Origin of the sequence: Rheinheimera sp. WS51, assembly GCF_050936095.1 — a bacterium.
GTDB lineage: Bacteria > Pseudomonadota > Gammaproteobacteria > Enterobacterales > Alteromonadaceae > Alishewanella.
Map to the genome: position 1 here is coordinate 1 of NZ_JBOTRC010000020.1, position 17178 is coordinate 17178.

Genomic DNA, 17178 nt, shown 5'->3' on the forward strand with positions numbered 1-17178 from the left:
ATCTAATTCAACTGATCAAGATCTATTTTACCAAAACATGATCGGATGCTTACTTTATAATCAAAACAGCTAAATTATACTGTTTTTTGTTTGATTTATAATCAAATGTGACAGTTATAACCTATTTAAAGTGGTTTGATCGCCAAAGATCATCTTCAGTGATCATTCTGAGTAGCTAAATCGACTAGTTACGCGCAGTCGTTCTAGTTTAACTGTACATATGAATAGGCTTTTATACCTATTCACTCTTGGTCAGCTTAAAAGCATTAGTTTGTATTTCGAAAATGTCGAAAGTTGAATAGTAGAGAAGATTATGTATTACTAATTACAATGACTAATAATTTAACTAACGCTACTTAGTATTATCAACAGCCAATTTAGACGTGTCCTACGTAATTCATTGTCAATTATCTAAGCGCTATTAAAATAATAAGAAATAAATATTAGTTATTAAGACAGTATAAATTAGAGACTTACTGTAACAAATTTCAGATATAAAAAAAGCCGGGTTAACCCGGCTTTTTTAATTGCTTTATAGCTTACTCTGCAGCTGTTTCTTCAACAGGCAGCGCTTCCACTTCTGGACGATCGACTAATTCGATGTAAGCCATAGGAGCGTTATCGCCTGTACGGAAGCCACACTTCATAATACGAGTGTAACCACCTGGACGCGCATTGTAACGCGGACCTAAAACATTAAATAACAAACCTACTACTTCTTTATCACGAGTACGGGCAAAAGCTAAACGGCGATTTGCAACGCTGTCATTTTTTGCCAATGTGATCAATGGCTCGATCACACGACGTAACTCTTTAGCTTTAGGCACAGTTGTTTTGATGATTTCGTGCTTCACCAATGAACTTGCCATATTGCGGAACATTGCCGTACGGTGGCTGCTGTTCCGATTTAATTGACGACCACTCTTACGATGGCGCATGATCTATTCCTTCTCACTAAACCAGAGACTGGTATCTGATTAGTCTTTATTTACCAAACTCGCTGGCGGCCAGTTTTCTAGACGCATGCCTAGTGATAACCCGCGTGATGCCAACACGTCTTTGATTTCGGTAAGTGACTTTTTACCTAAGTTAGGTGTTTTCAATAACTCAACTTCGGTACGTTGAACCAGATCACCAATGTACTGTATCTGCTCTGCTTTTAAGCAGTTCGCAGAACGAACTGTTAATTCTAAATCATCGACCGGACGTAACAGAATCGGATCAAACTCCGGCTTCTCTTCGCGTTTTTCCGGCTCGCTCTTATCGCGCAACTCAACGAAGAACTCTAACTGTTCAGCTAAAATTGTTGCTGCACGGCGGATGGCTTCTTCTGGCTCTACTGTGCCATTAGTTTCCATATCGATAATCAGTTTATCCAAGTCGGTACGCTGTTCTACCCGCGCTGCTTCAACGGTATAAGCAATACGCTCAACCGGACTGAAAGAGGCATCCAGTAACAGACGACCAATAGGACGCTCGTCATCTTCAGAGGACAAACGCGCTGATGCAGGAACATAACCACGACCACGTTGAACTTTAAGGCGCATACTGAATTCAGTTTCACCCGTAAGGTTACAAATCACGTGCTCAGGGTTGGTGATAACCACACCGTCGTCATGCTGGATATCTCCAGCAATTACAGGGCCAGCACCTTTTTTCGTCAAAGTCAGCGTAACTTCATCTTTGTCTTCCAGGCGAACGGCAAGGCCTTTCAGGTTCAGAAGGATATCAATGATATCTTCCTGCACACCTTCTTTGGCGCTGTACTCATGGAGCACGCCGTCAATTTCTACTTCAGTCACTGCGCAACCAGGCATAGATGACAATAGAATGCGACGTAACGCGTTGCCCAAGGTATGTCCGAAACCGCGCTCTAGTGGTTCCAAAGTAACTTTGGCACGAGTTGGGTTGATTTTTTCGATACCAACTAATCTCGGCTTAAGGAATTCGGTGACAGAACCCTGCATTGTACCCTCTCTTAACATTTAGCTTTACTTAGAGTAAAGCTCGACGATTAACTGTTCGTTGATGTCAGCTGACAAATCTGAACGCTCTGGTTGACGCTTAAATACGCCTTCAAGCTTAGTATTATCAACTTCGATCCAAGTTGGCTTCTCACGTTGACCAGCGATTTCAAGCGCAGCACCGATACGGGCTTGCTTCTTCGCTTTCTCACGTACAGAAATAACTTGCTCAGGCAATACAGTATGTGATGGTACATTAACCACACGACCATTTAACATGATCGATTTGTGGCTTACTAACTGACGTGCTTCAGCACGTGTGCTAGCTAGACCCATACGGTATACAACGTTATCAAGACGAGACTCTAATAACGCTAACAAGTTTTCACCTGTATTACCTTTCAAACGAGCAGCTTCCTTATAATAATTACGGAACTGCTTTTCTAATACGCCATACATACGACGTACTTTTTGTTTCTCGCGTAATTGTAAACCATAGTCTGACAAACGAGCACGACGTGCGCCGTGTTGGCCAGGGGCTGTGGTTAAATTACACTTGGAATCAATTGCTCTTACGCCGCTTTTTAGGAACAGATCTGTACCTTCGCGACGACTAAGTTTGAGCTTCGGACCCAAATATCTTGCCATCTTCTTTCTCCAATAATCCGTGAAGCGCTGTAATTACACGCGACGTTTTTTAGGTGGACGACATCCGTTATGAGGAATAGGCGTCACGTCGGTGATATTTGTGATTTTGTAGCCAGCGCCGTTAAGGGCACGAATTGCTGATTCGCGGCCAGGGCCTGGGCCATTCACAAACACTTCAAGGTTCTTAACACCATATTCTAACGCGGCAGTACCTGCGCGTTCTGCAGCAACCTGAGCAGCGAAAGGCGTAGATTTACGTGAACCACGGAAACCTGAACCACCTGCTGTTGCCCAGCATAATGCATTACCCTGACGATCAGTAATCGTCACGATGGTGTTGTTAAAAGAAGCATGGATATGAGCCATACCGTCAGAAATTTGCTTTTTTACCCGTTTACGAGTACGAACTGGTGCTTTTGCCATGTCTTATACTCCGTCCTATTTCCTAATCGCTTTGCGTGGACCTTTACGGGTACGCGCATTCGTTTTAGTGCGCTGACCACGAACAGGTAAACTACGACGGTGGCGTAAACCACGGTAGCAACCTAAGTCCATTAAACGTTTAATATTTAACGTAGTTTCACGGCGCAAGTCACCTTCAACGGTGTACTTAGCAACTTCGTCACGAAGCGTATCTAATTGCGCGTCTGTTAACGCAGCAATTTTCATGCTTTCTTCGATACCCACTGCAGCTAAAATAGCTTTTGAGCGAGTCTTGCCGATACCATAAACATATGTCAAAGAGATGACAGCATGCTTATTATCGGGGATGTTAATGCCAGCGATACGGGCCACTAACGTTCTCCTATAATGAAATTAAAAGGTGCCAATTTGAAAAGCCCGTAAGGATACTCAAATTGCGCTTATATTGCAAACAATAACCGGGCTAAACTTTTCAGTTCAGCCCGTTTTATTATTTTCTGCTATTAGCCTTGGCGTTGTTTATGCTTCGGCTCACTGCAAATTACGCGAACAACGCTATTACGTTTAATCACTTTGCAGTTACGGCAGATCTTCTTAACGGAAGCTCTTACTTTCATAACTTAAACTCCGAAAGTATCTTAACGGCCATAGCCTTTAAGATTTGCCTTTTTAAGGACAGAATCATATTGATGAGACATCAAGTGAGTCTGAACCTGTGCCATAAAATCCATGATAACAACAACGATAATCAATAAAGATGTCCCGCCAAAGTAGAACTGAACGTCCCATGCCACCATCATAAATTCAGGTACTAAACAGATAAAGGTAATATACAAGGCACCCGCTAGGGTTAATCGTGTCATTACTTTATCAATATATTTTGAAGTCTGCTCACCCGGACGAATACCTGGGATGAAAGCGCCAGATTTCTTTAAGTTATCTGCTGTATCACGTGGATTAAATACCAACGCAGTATAGAAGAAACAGAAGAAAATAATGGCCGCTGAGTATAACATCATATACAACGGTTGTCCCGGAGATAATGTTAGTGCTAATTCCTGTAAGAAATTAGCCAGCATGCCTTCACCAGAACCAAACCAACTGGCTATGGTACCAGGGAACAGAATAATGCTGGATGCAAAAATCGGAGGTATTACGCCTGCCATATTGACCTTTAATGGTAAATGGCTACTTTGAGCAGCAAATACCTGACGGCCTTGCTGACGTTTTGCGTAATTAACTACGATACGACGTTGACCGCGCTCAAAGAACACCACAAACCACGTAATCGCAACTACAATAACACCGATTGCTACCAACAATAAGAAGTGCAAATCGCCCTGACGTGCCTGCTCTATCGTCTGACCAATGGCCGACGGGAAGCCCGCAACAATACCGGTAAAGATTAGCAATGAGATACCATTACCAATGCCGCGCTCTGTAATTTGTTCACCTAACCACATTAAAAACATGGTTCCAGTAACTAAACTAATTACTGCTGTGAAATAAAATGCAAAGCCTGGATTAATTACTAACCCTGGCATCATATTCGGCAAGCCAGTGGCTATACCAATTGCCTGTAAGGTAGCAAGTGCTAAGGTACCGTAACGTGTCATTTGATTAATTTTACGCTTTCCAGCCTCACCTTCTTTTTTCAGCTCTGCTAACGCAGGATGTACCACCGATAACAGTTGCACGATAATTGAAGCTGAGATGTAGGGCATAATACCCAACGCAAATACAGATGCACGTTCAAGAGCACCACCGCTGAACATGTTAAACATTTCAACGATGGTACCTTTTTGCTGCTCGAATAACTGGGCCAGCACGGCGGCGTCAATTCCAGGAATTGGCACAAAGGAGCCTAGTCGAAATACGACTATAGCTATAAGTACAAATAACAGGCGAGCTTTTAATTCGCTGAAACCGCCTTTTGCACTTTTTGAGTCCGAACCTGGTTTTGCCATCGCGTACTATCCTTATTATTCTTCGACTTTACCGCCAGCGGCTTCGATAGCTGCACGCGCGCCTTTAGTAGCACTTAAACCTTTTACGGTTACTGGACGAGAAATCTCACCAGAAAGTACAACTTTAGCAAACTTCACGTTGCGAGAAATAATGTTAGCTTCCATTAGACTAGCTAAATCGGCAACATCACCTTTCACAGCGGCAAGTTCGTGCAAGCGAACCTCAGCAGTCACTAAAGACTTCTGAGATGTGAAACCGAACTTAGGTAAGCGTTGCTTCAATGGCATTTGACCGCCTTCGAAACCTGGACGCACTTTACCACCAGAACGTGATTTCAAACCTTTGTGACCACGACCCGCAGTTTTACCTAAGCCTGAACCGATACCACGGCCAACACGGCGTTTATCTTTTTTTGCACCAGGGGCCGGAGCAATAGTATTTAATAGCATCTGTTACTCCTCCACTTTAACCATGTAATACACGGCATTTACCATACCGCGAACTGAAGGTGTATCTTCAAGTTCGACAGTATGACCGATGCGGCGTAAGCCTAACCCTTTTAATGAAGCCTTGTGCTTCGGTAAACGACCGATGCTAGACTTCAGTTGGGTTACTTTAATTGTTTTCTTAGCCATGGCAGATTACCCCAATATGTCATCAACGCGCAGACCGCGTTTAGCTGCTACTTGTGAAGGCGACTTAACAGACGCCAACGCATTGATAGTAGCGCGAACTACGTTGATTGGGTTAGTAGAGCCGTAACACTTAGAAAGAATGTGATGAACACCGGCAACTTCAAGTACGGCGCGCATTGCACCACCGGCGATTAAGCCTGTACCTTCAGCAGCTGGCTGCATGTATACATTCGAACCAGAGTGCACACCCTTAACTGGGTGATGCAAAGTGGTACCATTTAACTCTACCTGGGTCATGTTGCGACGTGCTTTTTCCATTGCTTTTTGAATAGCAGCTGGAACTTCACGTGCTTTACCATAACCAAAACCAACGCGACCATTACCGTCACCAACCACGGTTAAAGCGGTGAATGAGAAAATCCGACCACCTTTAACAACTTTAGACACGCGGTTTACTGCAACAAGCTTTTCTTGTAAATCAGATTGTTGTTTAGCTTCTTCGTTAGCCATGAGCTACTCCTAGAACTGAAGACCGGCTTCACGAGCCGCGTCAGCTAAAGCTTGTACGCGACCATGATACTGAAAACCACTGCGGTCAAAAGCACAAGCAGTAACGCCTTTGGCTACTGCACGTTCGGCAATCGCTTTACCTACAGCTTTAGCAGCATCAACGTTACCAGTGTACTTCAGTGACTCTTGGATTGCTGTTTCTACAGTAGAAGCAGTAGCAATCACTTCAGCATTTGGCGCGATAAGCTGAGCATAGATGTGACGTGGTGTACGGTGTACAACCAAGCGATTCGCACCTTGTTCGATAATATTTCTGCGAGTGCGTTTGGCACGACGCAGACGAGCAAGTTTCTTATCCATCGTCCTACCTTACTTTTTCTTCGCTTCTTTACGACGCACGTTTTCATTTGCATAGCGTACACCTTTGCCTTTATAAGGCTCTGGCTTACGGTATGCCCGGATGTTTGCGGCAACCTGACCTACTAACTGTTTGTCTGCACCTTTAACCATAACTTCTGTTTGGCTAGGCGTGTCGATGGTGATTCCTTCTGGAATCTCGTACACGACTGGGTGAGAAAAACCAAGGCTCAGATTTAAAACTTTGCCATCTGCTTTTGCACGGTAACCAACACCATTTAACTCAAGTTTCTGAGTGAAACCTTCGTTAACACCTATAATAAGGTTGTTGATTAATGAACGGGCAGTACCCGCTTGCGCATAAGCGTCTACGAAACCTTCGCGAGGTACAGTGCGTAATACACCATCTTCTACGACAATTTCAACTGCAGGGTTAACATTTAATGCTAACTCGCCGTTTTTGCCCTTAACAGACACTTCTTGACCGTTTTGCGTAAAAGTTACGCCGGCTGGGATAGTGACTGGGGCCTTAGCAATACGAGACATAGATTACTACCTCCGTTACGCTACGTAGCCGATAATTTCGCCACCGATTCCAACCTTGCGCGCTGCACGGTCAGTCATTAGTCCTTTAGAAGTAGATACAATTGCTACACCTAAACCACCCATTACTTTTGGTAATTCGCCACGTTTCTTATAGATACGTAAGCTTGGACGACTAACACGATCGATAGTTTCAATTACTGATTTGCCTTGGAAATACTTTAAAGTAATTTCCAATTCTGGTTTAACTTCACCAGATACAGCATAATCGGCGATGTAACCTTCGTCTTTTAATACTTTCGCAATAGACACCTTCAACTTAGAAGATGGCATCTTAACCGCAACTTTATTAGCCGATTGGCCGTTACGGATGCGAGTAAACATATCTGCTACTGGATCTTGCATACTCATAGCTCGTTACTCCCGTGATTCTTACCAGCTAGCCTTACGAAGGCCAGGAATTTGACCGCGCATCGCCGCTTCACGGATCTTGATCCGGCTCATGCCGAATTTACGAAGATACCCGTGTGGACGACCTGTTACACGACAACGATTACGTTGGCGTGAAGGGCTTGAATCACGCGGCAGCGTTTGTAACTTAAGTACTGCAGACCAACGGTCTTCATCAGAAGTCGCTGGATTAGCAATTTTATCTTTAAGTTCAAAACGCTTTGCAGCGAACTTGGCTACCAGTTGTGCACGTTTTGCTTCACGTGCTTTCATTGATTGTTTTGCCATGACCCTACACCTTATTTCTTGAATGGGAAGTTAAACGCGGCAAGTAAAGCACGTCCTTCATCATCGGTACGCGCTGTAGTTGTAATAGTGATATCTAAACCACGTACTGCATCTACTTTGTCATAGTCGATTTCTGGGAAAATGATTTGCTCGCGTACACCCATACTGTAGTTACCACGGCCATCAAATGACTTAGGATTTACACCACGGAAGTCGCGAATACGTGGAATTGCGATAGAAACTAAACGTTCTAAGAATTCCCACATACGTTCGCCACGCAGGGTCACTTTTGCGCCAATAGGGTAGCCTTCACGGATTTTAAAACCAGCTACTGATTTACGTGCCTTGGTCACTAATGGCTTTTGGCCAGAGATAGCTGTTAAATCAGCTACAGCGTTTTCAAGGATTTTTTTATCAGCAACTGCTTCACCCACACCCATATTAAGTGTGATTTTTTCGATCCGAGGGACTTGCATGACGCTAGTGTAGCCAAACTGTTTAAACAGTTCTGGGACTACGGTGTCTTTATAAATTTCATGCAGTTTCGCCATCGTATTACTCCAATAGCAATTAAATTACTTCGTTATTCGACTTAAAGAAACGGACTTTTTTGCCGTCTTCAAGGCGGAAACCTACACGATCTGCTTTACTCGTTTTAGAGTTAAAGATCGCTACGTTTGAAACATGAATCGAGGCTTCTTTCTCAACGATACCACCTGGTTGATTCAGAGCCGGTACAGGCTTCTGATGTTTTTTAACCAAGTTAACGCCGGAAACATAAACACGTTGTTCAGCTACCAATACTTTAGTAACTTTACCGCGCTTACCCTTGTCCTTACCAGTAAGAACAATAACCTCATCATCACGACGGATTTTACTAGCCATGGTGACTCCTTACAGTACTTCTGGTGCCAAAGACACGATCTTCATAAACTTGTCGCCACGAAGTTCGCGAGTAACTGGCCCGAAAATACGTGTGCCGATCGGTTCCAGCTTGCTGTTTAACAACACTGCTGCATTGCGATCAAAACGGATTAAAGAACCGTCTTGACGGCGTACGCCTTTGCGTGTACGCACCACCACTGCATTTAGTACATCACCTTTTTTAACTTTACCGCGAGGAATTGCTTCCTTAACAGTAATTTTGATGACGTCACCAATTGCAGCATAACGGCGATGTGAACCACCTAAGACCTTAATACACATTACGCTGCGCGCGCCGCTGTTGTCTGCGACTTCCAGCATAGATTGCATCTGGATCATCTTAGTGCTCCGCTATTATACTAAATAACCCTTTCGAGTTACGCTTTTGTTAAAAACTACCCTTCTTACAAAGAGGGCGCGTGATTATAACAGCACTCTTTACAAAAAGGTAGCTTAAAAATAAAAAACGGCCCCGCATGGAGCCGTTTTTAATATCTTAATTACTTAAGATGCTGTTACGACTACTTCAACTAATGTCCAAGACTTAGTCTTAGAAAGTGGACGGCATTCACGAATTGTAACTACGTCCCCTTCTTTACATTGATTTGTTTCATCATGTACGTGCAGCTTGGTAGTACGCTTCATGAATTTCCCATAAATTGGGTGCTTCACTGAACGCTCAATCGCAACAACAATAGACTTGTCCATCTTGTCGCTGATTACTTTACCTTGCAGTGTACGAATATTTTTTTCTGTCATTACGCACCTGCCTTCTGGGTTAAGATAGTCTTAACGCGCGCGATACTGCGACGCACCTGCTTAATTAAATGCGTTTGAGCTTGCTGACCGGTAGCTAATTGCATGCGCAGGTTGAACTGCTCACGTAAAAGGCTTAATAGTTCAGCATTTAACTCTTCAACACTTTTGTTTTTTAATTCGCTGGCTTTCATCACATTACCGTCCGCGTTACAAAGGTTGTCTTAAATGGTAGCTTTGCCGCTGCTAATGTAAATGCATGACGTGCTAATTCTTCAGACACACCGTCCATTTCATACAGGACTTTGCCAGGTTTAATCTGACATACCCAGTGATCAACAGCACCTTTACCACTACCCATACGTACTTCTAACGGCTTAGAAGTGATTGGCTTGTCTGGGAACACACGGATCCAGATTTTACCAACACGCTTCACAGCACGTGTCATAGCACGTCTAGCAGCTTCTATTTGACGTGAAGTCATTTGACCACGTTCTACAGATTTCAATGCATAAGTACCGAAAGATACTTTATCGCCAACCAGGGACAAGCCACGGTTACGACCTTTGTGCACTTTACGAAATTTTGTACGTTTTGGTTGCAACATCGCTCAATACCCCTACTTAGCCTTACGTGCCGGTTTTCTCGGCGCTTTAGGTTGGTTATTATTGTTGGCGTTGTTAGCGTTTGCATTCAATGGTAGAGCTCCTAAGATCTCGCCTTTGAATATCCAAACTTTAACACCAATGATACCGTAAGTAGTTAGTGCTTCTGAAGTATTGTAGTCGATATCAGCACGTAACGTGTGCAGTGGCACTCGGCCTTCGCGGTACCATTCAGTACGTGCGATTTCTGCGCCACCTAAACGGCCGCTAACTTCAACTTTAATACCTTTAGCACCAATACGCATGGCGTTTTGAACCGCGCGCTTCATAGCACGACGGAACATTACACGACGCTCTAATTGGCTACAGATTGAATCTGCAACTAACTTAGCATCAAGCTCAGGTTTACGAATTTCTGAGATGTTGATCTGTGCAGGTACACCAGCAATTGCTGCTACTTGCTTACGGATCTTTTCAACATCTTCACCTTTTTTACCGATAATCACGCCTGGACGAGCTGTGTGAATAGTCACACGAATGCTCTTAGCTGGACGCTCTATATCGATCCGGCTAACTGACGCTGCTTTAAGTTCTTTAGTCAAATATTGACGAACTTTAAAGTCACCGTTTAAGAAATCCGGAAAATCTTTCGTACTCGCGAACCAGGTTGAGCTCCATGGCTTAGTGATACCTAGGCGAATACCATTAGGATGTACTTTCTGTCCCATTTCTATCTCCTAGTTATCAGCTACAACCACTGTAATGTGGCTATTACGCTTAACGATACGATCAGCACGACCTTTAGCACGTGGCATGATACGTTTCATTGAAGGAGCCTCATCTACAAAGATGGTCTTCACTTTTAACGTATCAATATCCGCGCCTTCGTTGTGCTCGGCGTTAGCAATGGCTGATAAAAGTACCTTTTTAACTAACTCAGCAGCTTTTTTCGGGCTGTAAGTTAATATATTCAACGCCTTATCTACTGGCAATCCGCGCACTTGGTCAGCAACCAAACGAGCTTTTTGAGCAGAAGAACGGGCAAATTTGTGTTTAGCTAATGCTTGCATCATTTACCCCTTAGCGCTTCTTGGCCTTTTTGTCGGCTGCATGACCGCGGTAAGTACGAGTAGGTGCAAATTCACCTAGCTTGTGACCAACCATCTCTTCTGAGACAAACACTGGTACATGTTGACGACCATTATGGACAGCGATGGTCAAACCGATCATATCAGGTATGATCATTGAACGACGGCTCCAAGTCTTAATAGGCTTCTTGTCTCCGCTTTCCAACGCTTTCTCTACCTTCTTCAGCAAGTGAAGGTCAATAAATGGACCTTTCTTGAGAGAACGTGGCATGGCAATTCCTCACAAATTATTTATCACGACGACGTACGATAAGTTTATCAGTACGCTTGTTTGAACGAGTCTTGTAGCCTTTCGTCGGTACGCCCCAAGGGGATACTGGATGACGACCACCAGATGTTCTACCTTCACCACCACCGTGTGGGTGGTCCACTGGGTTCATTACAACACCACGTACGGTAGGACGAATACCACGCCAGCGCATTGCGCCTGCTTTACCGTATTGACGAAGCATGTGTTCAGCGTTACCAATTTCACCGATAGTAGCACGGCAATCTGATAATACTTTACGTACCTCACCGCTGCGTAAACGCAGAGTAACGTACTGGCCTTCACGCGCTAAGATCTGAGCAAAAGCACCAGCTGAACGAGCGATTTGACCACCTTTACCAGGCTTCATTTCGATGTTGTGAACAACCTGACCTACTGGAATGTTACGCAATGGCAAAGCATTACCTGCTTTGATTGGCGCATCAATACCTGAATGCAGAGTATCACCTGCTTTCAAGCCCTTAGGTGCAAGGATATAACGACGCTCGCCGTCTGCATATAACATTAATGCAATATTTGCAGTGCGGTTAGGATCGTATTCTAAACGTTCAACTTTGGCTGGAATGCCATCTTTGTTACGTTTAAAGTCGACTAAACGATAATGTTGCTTATGACCACCACCGATATGACGGGTAGTGATACGGCCATTATTGTTACGACCACCAGTTTTCACTAACTTTTCTAACAAAGGCGCATAAGGCTTGCCTTTGTGAAGGTCAGGAGTAACCACTTTAACAACGTGGCGACGACCTGGTGACGTAGGTTTACACTTCATAAGTGCCATTTCCTAACTCCTCTTCTTACTCAGCGCCGCCAACGAAATCGATTTCGCTGCCTTCTTTAAGAGTAACGTAAGCTTTTTTCCAATCGCTACGTTTGCCCATACGCGCACCAGTGCGCTTGGCTTTACCCTTAACATTAACAGTACGTACACCAACTACTTCAGTTTCGAACAGTTTTTCAACTGCTGCTTTAACATCAGCTTTAGTCGCAGTAGTGGCTACTTTGAAAACGACTGTATTGTGTTTTTCAGCTGACACAGTGCTCTTTTCAGATACATGTGGCGCTAGAATAACTTTCAGTAAACGTTCTTCGCGAATCATGCTAACAGCTCCTCAAGTTGTTTAACTGCAGCTGCAGTCATTACCACTTTGTCGAAGGCGATTAAGCTGACCGGGTCGATACCGTGTACGTCACGCACGTCTACCTTGTACAGGTTGCGTGCTGATAAGAACAGGTTCTCATCAACTTCGTTAGTCACGATTAATACGTCTTTTAATTCCATAGATTTTAACTTTGCAGTTAATTCTTTGGTTTTTGGCGTTTCAACGGCGAAATTCTCCACCACGATTAAACGCTCTTGACGCACTAATTCAGACAAGATGCTTTGAATCGCACCACGATACATTTTACGATTTACTTTTTGGCTGTGATCTTGTGGCTTAGCCGCAAATGTTACACCGCCTCCGCGCCAGATTGGGCTGCGGATTGTACCAGCACGCGCGCGGCCAGTACCTTTTTGACGCCATGGCTTCTTGCCGCCACCACGTACTTCAGAGCGTGTTAACTGTGCGCGAGTACCCTGACGAGCACCGGCTGCATAAGCAACAACGACCTGGTGTACTAAAGCTTCATTAAACTCACGTCCAAAGGTAGCTTCAGAAACTTCAAGAACGCCTTGAGCGTCTCGTAATGCTAATTCCATCACTTATCTCCTCAGACGTTAGCTTTTTACAGCTGGTTTAACAATAACGTCACCACCGATAGCACCAGGCACTGCGCCTTTTACTAACAAGATGTTACGTTCTGCATCAACACGAACCACTTCTAGCGACTGTACAGTTACCCGTTCAGCGCCCATGTGGCCAGCCATTTTTTTACCTTTAAATACTTTACCTGGTGATTGGTTTTGACCAATAGAACCTGGTGCACGATGTGATAAAGAGTTACCGTGCGTAGCATCCTGGGTACTGAAGTTCCAACGTTTTACAACACCTTGGAATCCTTTACCTTTTGATGTGCCAGACACATCAACTTTTTTCGCTTCAGCGAAAATTTCAACTGTAATTTCGTTGCCAACTGCAATGTCAGCACCTTCGTTATCTGTTAGGCGGAATTCCCACAGACCACGACCAGCGTCCACACCAGCTTTAGCAAATTGACCTGCGTCTGGTTTGTTCAGGCGGCTTGCCTTAACAGAACCAGCAGTCACTTGCAGTGCGCTGTAACCGTCAGTTTCTGCTGTTTTAACAGCAGTAACGCGGTTTGGTGTCGCTTCGATTACGGTTACTGGAATTGAAACGCCGTCTTCAGTGAAGATGCGAGTCATTCCCACTTTACGACCGACTAGACCGATAGCCATATCCTAAACCTCTCTATAAACCTGTCTGATTAGCCCAGGCTGATTTGAACGTCAACACCAGCAGGCAAATCTAAGCGCATTAAAGCATCAACAGTTTTTTCTGTTGGCTCAACAATGTCGATTAGACGCTTGTGGGTACGGATTTCGTACTGATCACGTGCATCTTTATTTACGTGAGGAGAAATCAATACAGTGAAACGTTCCTGGCGAGTAGGAAGTGGGATAGGACCACGTACCTGTGCGCCCGTACGCTTAGCTGTGTCAACGATTTCCATGGTTGACTGATCGATCAAACGGTGATCGAACGCTTTCAGACGGATGCGAATCCTTTGATTACTCATAAATCAAAGCCTCAAAGAGCAAAAAGAGCAAAAATAAACACAAGCATACCTCCCATATAAGGAAGATGCCCATGCACCAAAGTAACATTTGCTCCCCAATCGGGAGCACTGTTGGCAAAAAACAAGCTTTAAGCTGTCTTTCGCGCCAGTCAATAAAACTAGACTGGCCGCGCATTATACTGCGTTAAATAAATAACGCAAGACCTGACTACAATTTAAGCTATAAAATATCGTTTAACTCAAAGCCGATACCAAATCGAGTTACCGAGCGATTATAGTCAATTAAACTTTCACCATAACCCGTGAAGCCTTCGGCATAAAACCTAATATGATCATTAAAAGGTATTGAGTATGATAATTTAACCGCGCCTCGCCCTTCAGCTCTAAGGTTGTGTCTGACCATCATACGCCAAGTTGCATCGTCTTGCTTATAAGCTGCAGATAATTCAAACCATCCCATATATTCTCTTATATCTGGGTTATCATCCCCTTTAGGATCATCTACAGAGGTTTTTCTGCGTTCGTTGAAACGATACCATGGCTCAAAGTTAACAAATACATTACCTATTGAAGTCACCCAACTTAGCTTTAGCCTATTCCAGCTGCGCGATTCAATTCCTGAGCGGCCATTAGATTGATGCGATAGGCTTAAGCTAATAATCCGGCTTGCCGCCTCATTAACATTAGCATAATGAGGTAAGGTTAAAATTAGCTCGGGTTCGTAATTTGTTTCACGAAAAGGTGAAGACACTTCATCATTATAGGCTTGCCAATACGCTTGCTGAGTAAATGCAAAAAATAGATAGCCTTGGTCTTTATAAATTTTAGTCCATAAAGGCGTTTTGATGCTTAATTGAAATTTAGCCTCAATATTGTCCGCAGGTGCCACCACTCCGTCTTGACTTATATTTGATCTTATTCCATCAACATAGGTAAACGGCATCAAATAGTTATTATTATGTGGCAGTAAGGTGAAGGGTTGATAGGCGCTCCATTCCTCAGCCTTTAATCGCTTTTCTAATGCATCAGCTGCTGAAGCTGATGATGCGAACGTAATAGCAGCTATAAAGATTAGCCATATTTTCATAAATGTTTATCACTTAAAATTGGTCAGTGTCTAGGGTATCCATCATAGATGGTGTTTGTTGAATAACCGCTATAAGGCCGGACGCTTTTGGTAAAATCCGGCGCATATAATACTCTGCTGTTGTTTTCTTCGATATTATAAAATTTTCACCATGATTAGTCTCATTTAACGCGGCGATGTTTTTATACCACATATAACCATATAGTATGTATGATATTAGTTGTAAAAAATCATTGGCATTGGCATTTTGAATACGCGTGTCTGCCGAAATGATGAGATCAATAATGTCACTGCATTTATCTATATAAGCAATTAAATTCTGAGTTTCACCTAGTGGATTTGCCGACATTTCATCTTTAATTTTTAACAGTAATGACTTTAATACTTTGCCTTTATCTGCAACAACTTTTCTTTGCATAAAATCTAATGCTTGAATGCCGTTGGTCCCTTCATATATTTGAGCAATACGCACATCTCTAACTAGTTGCTCCATGCCCCATTCTTTAATATAACCATGACCGCCAAATATTTGCTGTGCAGTAACAGCTGCACTAAATCCCTGATCAGTCATAAAAGCTTTAGTAATAGGTGTTAATAAGTTGGCTATACTGGCTGAATTTTCGCATTGATCATATTTTGCTTTATCTAACAACGAGGCCACCCATGTTGCAAAACTTCTACCCGCTTCATTCATTGATTTAATGTCTAATAACATTCTTCGAACATCAGGATGGACTATAATTGGTTCTGCCTTAGTTGCATCTGTTTCTGTATCCCTCCCTTGTAGCCGGTCTTTGGCATAAGCTAAGGCATTTTGATACGCACGCTCAGCAACGCCTAAGCCTTGACTTCCCATTGATAGCCGCTCATAGTTCATCATCGTAAACATACAGGACAAGCCTCGATTTGGCTGGCCAATTAAGTAGCCGGTGGCATTATCAAAGTTCAAAACACAGGTTGCCGAACCGTTAATTCCCATCTTATGCTCTATCGAACCAACCGTAACCCCATTACGTACCCTGAAGTTATTGGCTTGATCGGGCAGAAATTTAGGCACTAAAAATAATGAAATTCCGCGACTACCGGCAGGTGCGTTTGGCAACTTAGCTAAAACGAGATGGATAATGTTTTCAGTTAAATCATGCTCGCCGGCGGTAATAAAGATTTTACTGCCAGTAATCTGATAACTTCCATTTGTATTAGGCTTAGCGGTAGTGCGCATAATGCCCAAATCTGTACCGGCGTGTGATTCTGTTAAACACATAGTGGCAGACCAGTTGCCACTGTATAAATTAGGTAAATAATCAGATTTAATTTCATCATTAGCGTGTTGAAGCAAAGCAACGCAGGCACCTGCAGTCAGGCCAGGATATAATGAAAATGCGACATCAGCGCTACAAAGCATTTCATCAACCATCATAGATAATGCTTTAGGCATGCCCATCCCACCATAAGCGGGATCACCACTAAGCCCTGTCCAACCACCTTCGCATAGACTTTTATATGCTCCATGGTAGTGTTCAGGTACTCTAACTTTACCATCTTGTAATTTAATACCTTGTTGATCCGCTTGGGTTGAAAAAGGCGCGATCTCTTGCTCACAAATTTTTGCTGCTTCTTCAACTATCGCTTTAGCAGTTTCTGTATCTAGCTGGTCTTTTAATTGGTTTTGACCTTGCCAATAACTATTTAATTGCCATACATCAAATAAGTTAAAACAAATATCATCTATCGGGGCTTTATATTGGCTCATAGTTAAAGTTCCTATTAAGAATAGTATATTTTAATCATGGCACATGGACTGTTTTCAAACAAGCGTTTGAATTAGAGTTATTACTATAATTTGACTTCAATATCCGCAGATATTAACTCTCTGAGGGAGGCTTAAGGCTTATTTTATA

At 43.3% G+C, this 17178-nt stretch carries 30 protein-coding genes; all 30 read right to left on the reverse strand.

Annotation, left to right across the window (positions count from 1 at the left end):
• Window positions 1-539: 539 nt before the first annotated feature.
• Window positions 540-938 (reverse strand): 50S ribosomal protein L17, encoded by a 399-nt coding sequence (rplQ, locus tag ACRCA4_RS14200; RefSeq protein WP_433190016.1) that lies wholly within the window; start codon window positions 936-938, stop codon window positions 540-542.
• A gap of 39 nt (window positions 939-977) precedes the next feature.
• Complete coding sequence (locus ACRCA4_RS14205) at window positions 978-1967, reverse strand: DNA-directed RNA polymerase subunit alpha (protein WP_433190019.1); 990 nt, start codon at window positions 1965-1967, stop codon at window positions 978-980.
• Between the two features lie 24 nt (window positions 1968-1991).
• Entirely contained in the window at window positions 1992-2612 is a 621-nt protein-coding gene (gene rpsD, locus ACRCA4_RS14210) for a 30S ribosomal protein S4 (protein WP_070047693.1), read from the reverse strand.
• 33 nt (window positions 2613-2645) lie between these two features.
• Window positions 2646-3035, reverse strand: coding sequence for a 30S ribosomal protein S11 (gene rpsK / locus ACRCA4_RS14215; RefSeq protein ID WP_433190023.1), 390 nt, complete (start codon window positions 3033-3035; stop codon window positions 2646-2648).
• Between the two features lie 15 nt (window positions 3036-3050).
• The gene (rpsM, locus tag ACRCA4_RS14220) at window positions 3051-3407 is read right to left on the reverse strand and encodes a 30S ribosomal protein S13 (RefSeq protein ID WP_070047695.1); all 357 of its coding nucleotides are present in this window, start codon (window positions 3405-3407) and stop codon (window positions 3051-3053) included.
• 131 nt (window positions 3408-3538) lie between these two features.
• Window positions 3539-3652: a 50S ribosomal protein L36 gene (gene rpmJ, locus ACRCA4_RS14225; protein WP_074467396.1), complete on the reverse strand. Its 114-nt coding sequence runs from the start codon at window positions 3650-3652 to the stop codon at window positions 3539-3541.
• Between the two features lie 21 nt (window positions 3653-3673).
• The gene (gene secY / locus ACRCA4_RS14230; RefSeq protein ID WP_433190028.1) at window positions 3674-5002 is read right to left on the reverse strand and encodes a preprotein translocase subunit SecY; all 1329 of its coding nucleotides are present in this window, start codon (window positions 5000-5002) and stop codon (window positions 3674-3676) included.
• 15 nt (window positions 5003-5017) lie between these two features.
• Window positions 5018-5452, reverse strand: a complete 435-nt coding sequence (rplO, locus tag ACRCA4_RS14235) for a 50S ribosomal protein L15 (protein WP_433190031.1) — start codon at window positions 5450-5452, stop codon at window positions 5018-5020.
• 3 nt (window positions 5453-5455) lie between these two features.
• Window positions 5456-5638, reverse strand: a complete 183-nt coding sequence (rpmD, locus tag ACRCA4_RS14240) for a 50S ribosomal protein L30 (protein WP_433190034.1) — start codon at window positions 5636-5638, stop codon at window positions 5456-5458.
• A 6-nt stretch (window positions 5639-5644) separates the two neighbouring features.
• Window positions 5645-6148, reverse strand: coding sequence for a 30S ribosomal protein S5 (gene rpsE / locus ACRCA4_RS14245; protein ID WP_433190037.1), 504 nt, complete (start codon window positions 6146-6148; stop codon window positions 5645-5647).
• A gap of 9 nt (window positions 6149-6157) precedes the next feature.
• A complete protein-coding gene (gene rplR / locus ACRCA4_RS14250; protein WP_433190040.1) occupies window positions 6158-6508 on the reverse strand; it encodes a 50S ribosomal protein L18 in 351 nt (116 codons plus the stop codon).
• Between the two features lie 9 nt (window positions 6509-6517).
• Window positions 6518-7051 (reverse strand): 50S ribosomal protein L6, encoded by a 534-nt coding sequence (gene rplF, locus ACRCA4_RS14255; protein WP_433190043.1) that lies wholly within the window; start codon window positions 7049-7051, stop codon window positions 6518-6520.
• Window positions 7052-7066: 15 nt separating this feature from the next.
• The gene (rpsH, locus tag ACRCA4_RS14260) at window positions 7067-7459 is read right to left on the reverse strand and encodes a 30S ribosomal protein S8 (RefSeq protein ID WP_433190046.1); all 393 of its coding nucleotides are present in this window, start codon (window positions 7457-7459) and stop codon (window positions 7067-7069) included.
• A gap of 21 nt (window positions 7460-7480) precedes the next feature.
• A complete protein-coding gene (rpsN, locus tag ACRCA4_RS14265) occupies window positions 7481-7786 on the reverse strand; it encodes a 30S ribosomal protein S14 (protein ID WP_433190049.1) in 306 nt (101 codons plus the stop codon).
• Window positions 7787-7797: 11 nt separating this feature from the next.
• Entirely contained in the window at window positions 7798-8337 is a 540-nt protein-coding gene (rplE, locus tag ACRCA4_RS14270) for a 50S ribosomal protein L5 (RefSeq protein WP_433190052.1), read from the reverse strand.
• Window positions 8338-8356: 19 nt separating this feature from the next.
• Window positions 8357-8671 carry a 50S ribosomal protein L24 gene (gene rplX, locus ACRCA4_RS14275; protein WP_433190055.1) on the reverse strand — a complete coding sequence of 105 codons (315 nt, stop codon included), beginning with the start codon at window positions 8669-8671 and terminating at the stop codon, window positions 8357-8359.
• Between the two features lie 9 nt (window positions 8672-8680).
• Entirely contained in the window at window positions 8681-9049 is a 369-nt protein-coding gene (rplN, locus tag ACRCA4_RS14280; RefSeq protein ID WP_070047706.1) for a 50S ribosomal protein L14, read from the reverse strand.
• A 165-nt stretch (window positions 9050-9214) separates the two neighbouring features.
• A complete protein-coding gene (gene rpsQ, locus ACRCA4_RS14285; RefSeq protein ID WP_433190058.1) occupies window positions 9215-9469 on the reverse strand; it encodes a 30S ribosomal protein S17 in 255 nt (84 codons plus the stop codon).
• Window positions 9469-9660, reverse strand: a complete 192-nt coding sequence (gene rpmC / locus ACRCA4_RS14290; RefSeq protein ID WP_433190084.1) for a 50S ribosomal protein L29 — start codon at window positions 9658-9660, stop codon at window positions 9469-9471. Before rpmC ends, rpsQ begins: the two co-directional genes overlap by 1 nt.
• Entirely contained in the window at window positions 9660-10073 is a 414-nt protein-coding gene (gene rplP, locus ACRCA4_RS14295; protein ID WP_433190061.1) for a 50S ribosomal protein L16, read from the reverse strand. The genes rpmC and rplP overlap by 1 nt, the downstream gene beginning before the upstream one ends.
• 12 nt (window positions 10074-10085) lie before the next feature.
• Window positions 10086-10799, reverse strand: a complete 714-nt coding sequence (rpsC, locus tag ACRCA4_RS14300; protein WP_433190064.1) for a 30S ribosomal protein S3 — start codon at window positions 10797-10799, stop codon at window positions 10086-10088.
• Between the two features lie 9 nt (window positions 10800-10808).
• Window positions 10809-11141, reverse strand: coding sequence for a 50S ribosomal protein L22 (gene rplV / locus ACRCA4_RS14305; protein ID WP_433190087.1), 333 nt, complete (start codon window positions 11139-11141; stop codon window positions 10809-10811).
• Between the two features lie 10 nt (window positions 11142-11151).
• Window positions 11152-11430, reverse strand: coding sequence for a 30S ribosomal protein S19 (rpsS, locus tag ACRCA4_RS14310; protein ID WP_019677720.1), 279 nt, complete (start codon window positions 11428-11430; stop codon window positions 11152-11154).
• A gap of 16 nt (window positions 11431-11446) precedes the next feature.
• Window positions 11447-12271, reverse strand: a complete 825-nt coding sequence (gene rplB / locus ACRCA4_RS14315; protein ID WP_433190068.1) for a 50S ribosomal protein L2 — start codon at window positions 12269-12271, stop codon at window positions 11447-11449.
• Window positions 12272-12287: 16 nt separating this feature from the next.
• The gene (gene rplW, locus ACRCA4_RS14320) at window positions 12288-12590 is read right to left on the reverse strand and encodes a 50S ribosomal protein L23 (protein ID WP_173502777.1); all 303 of its coding nucleotides are present in this window, start codon (window positions 12588-12590) and stop codon (window positions 12288-12290) included.
• Window positions 12587-13192 (reverse strand): 50S ribosomal protein L4, encoded by a 606-nt coding sequence (rplD, locus tag ACRCA4_RS14325; RefSeq protein ID WP_433190072.1) that lies wholly within the window; start codon window positions 13190-13192, stop codon window positions 12587-12589. The genes rplW and rplD overlap by 4 nt, the downstream gene beginning before the upstream one ends.
• Before the next feature lie 18 nt (window positions 13193-13210).
• Window positions 13211-13849, reverse strand: a complete 639-nt coding sequence (gene rplC / locus ACRCA4_RS14330) for a 50S ribosomal protein L3 (RefSeq protein ID WP_433190075.1) — start codon at window positions 13847-13849, stop codon at window positions 13211-13213.
• Between the two features lie 29 nt (window positions 13850-13878).
• Window positions 13879-14190 (reverse strand): 30S ribosomal protein S10, encoded by a 312-nt coding sequence (rpsJ, locus tag ACRCA4_RS14335; RefSeq protein WP_008899121.1) that lies wholly within the window; start codon window positions 14188-14190, stop codon window positions 13879-13881.
• Window positions 14191-14410: 220 nt separating this feature from the next.
• The gene (locus ACRCA4_RS14340) at window positions 14411-15277 is read right to left on the reverse strand and encodes a phospholipase A (RefSeq protein WP_433190078.1); all 867 of its coding nucleotides are present in this window, start codon (window positions 15275-15277) and stop codon (window positions 14411-14413) included.
• Window positions 15278-15290: 13 nt separating this feature from the next.
• Window positions 15291-17030 (reverse strand): acyl-CoA dehydrogenase, encoded by a 1740-nt coding sequence (locus ACRCA4_RS14345; RefSeq protein ID WP_433190081.1) that lies wholly within the window; start codon window positions 17028-17030, stop codon window positions 15291-15293.
• Window positions 17031-17178: the final 148 nt, after the last annotated feature.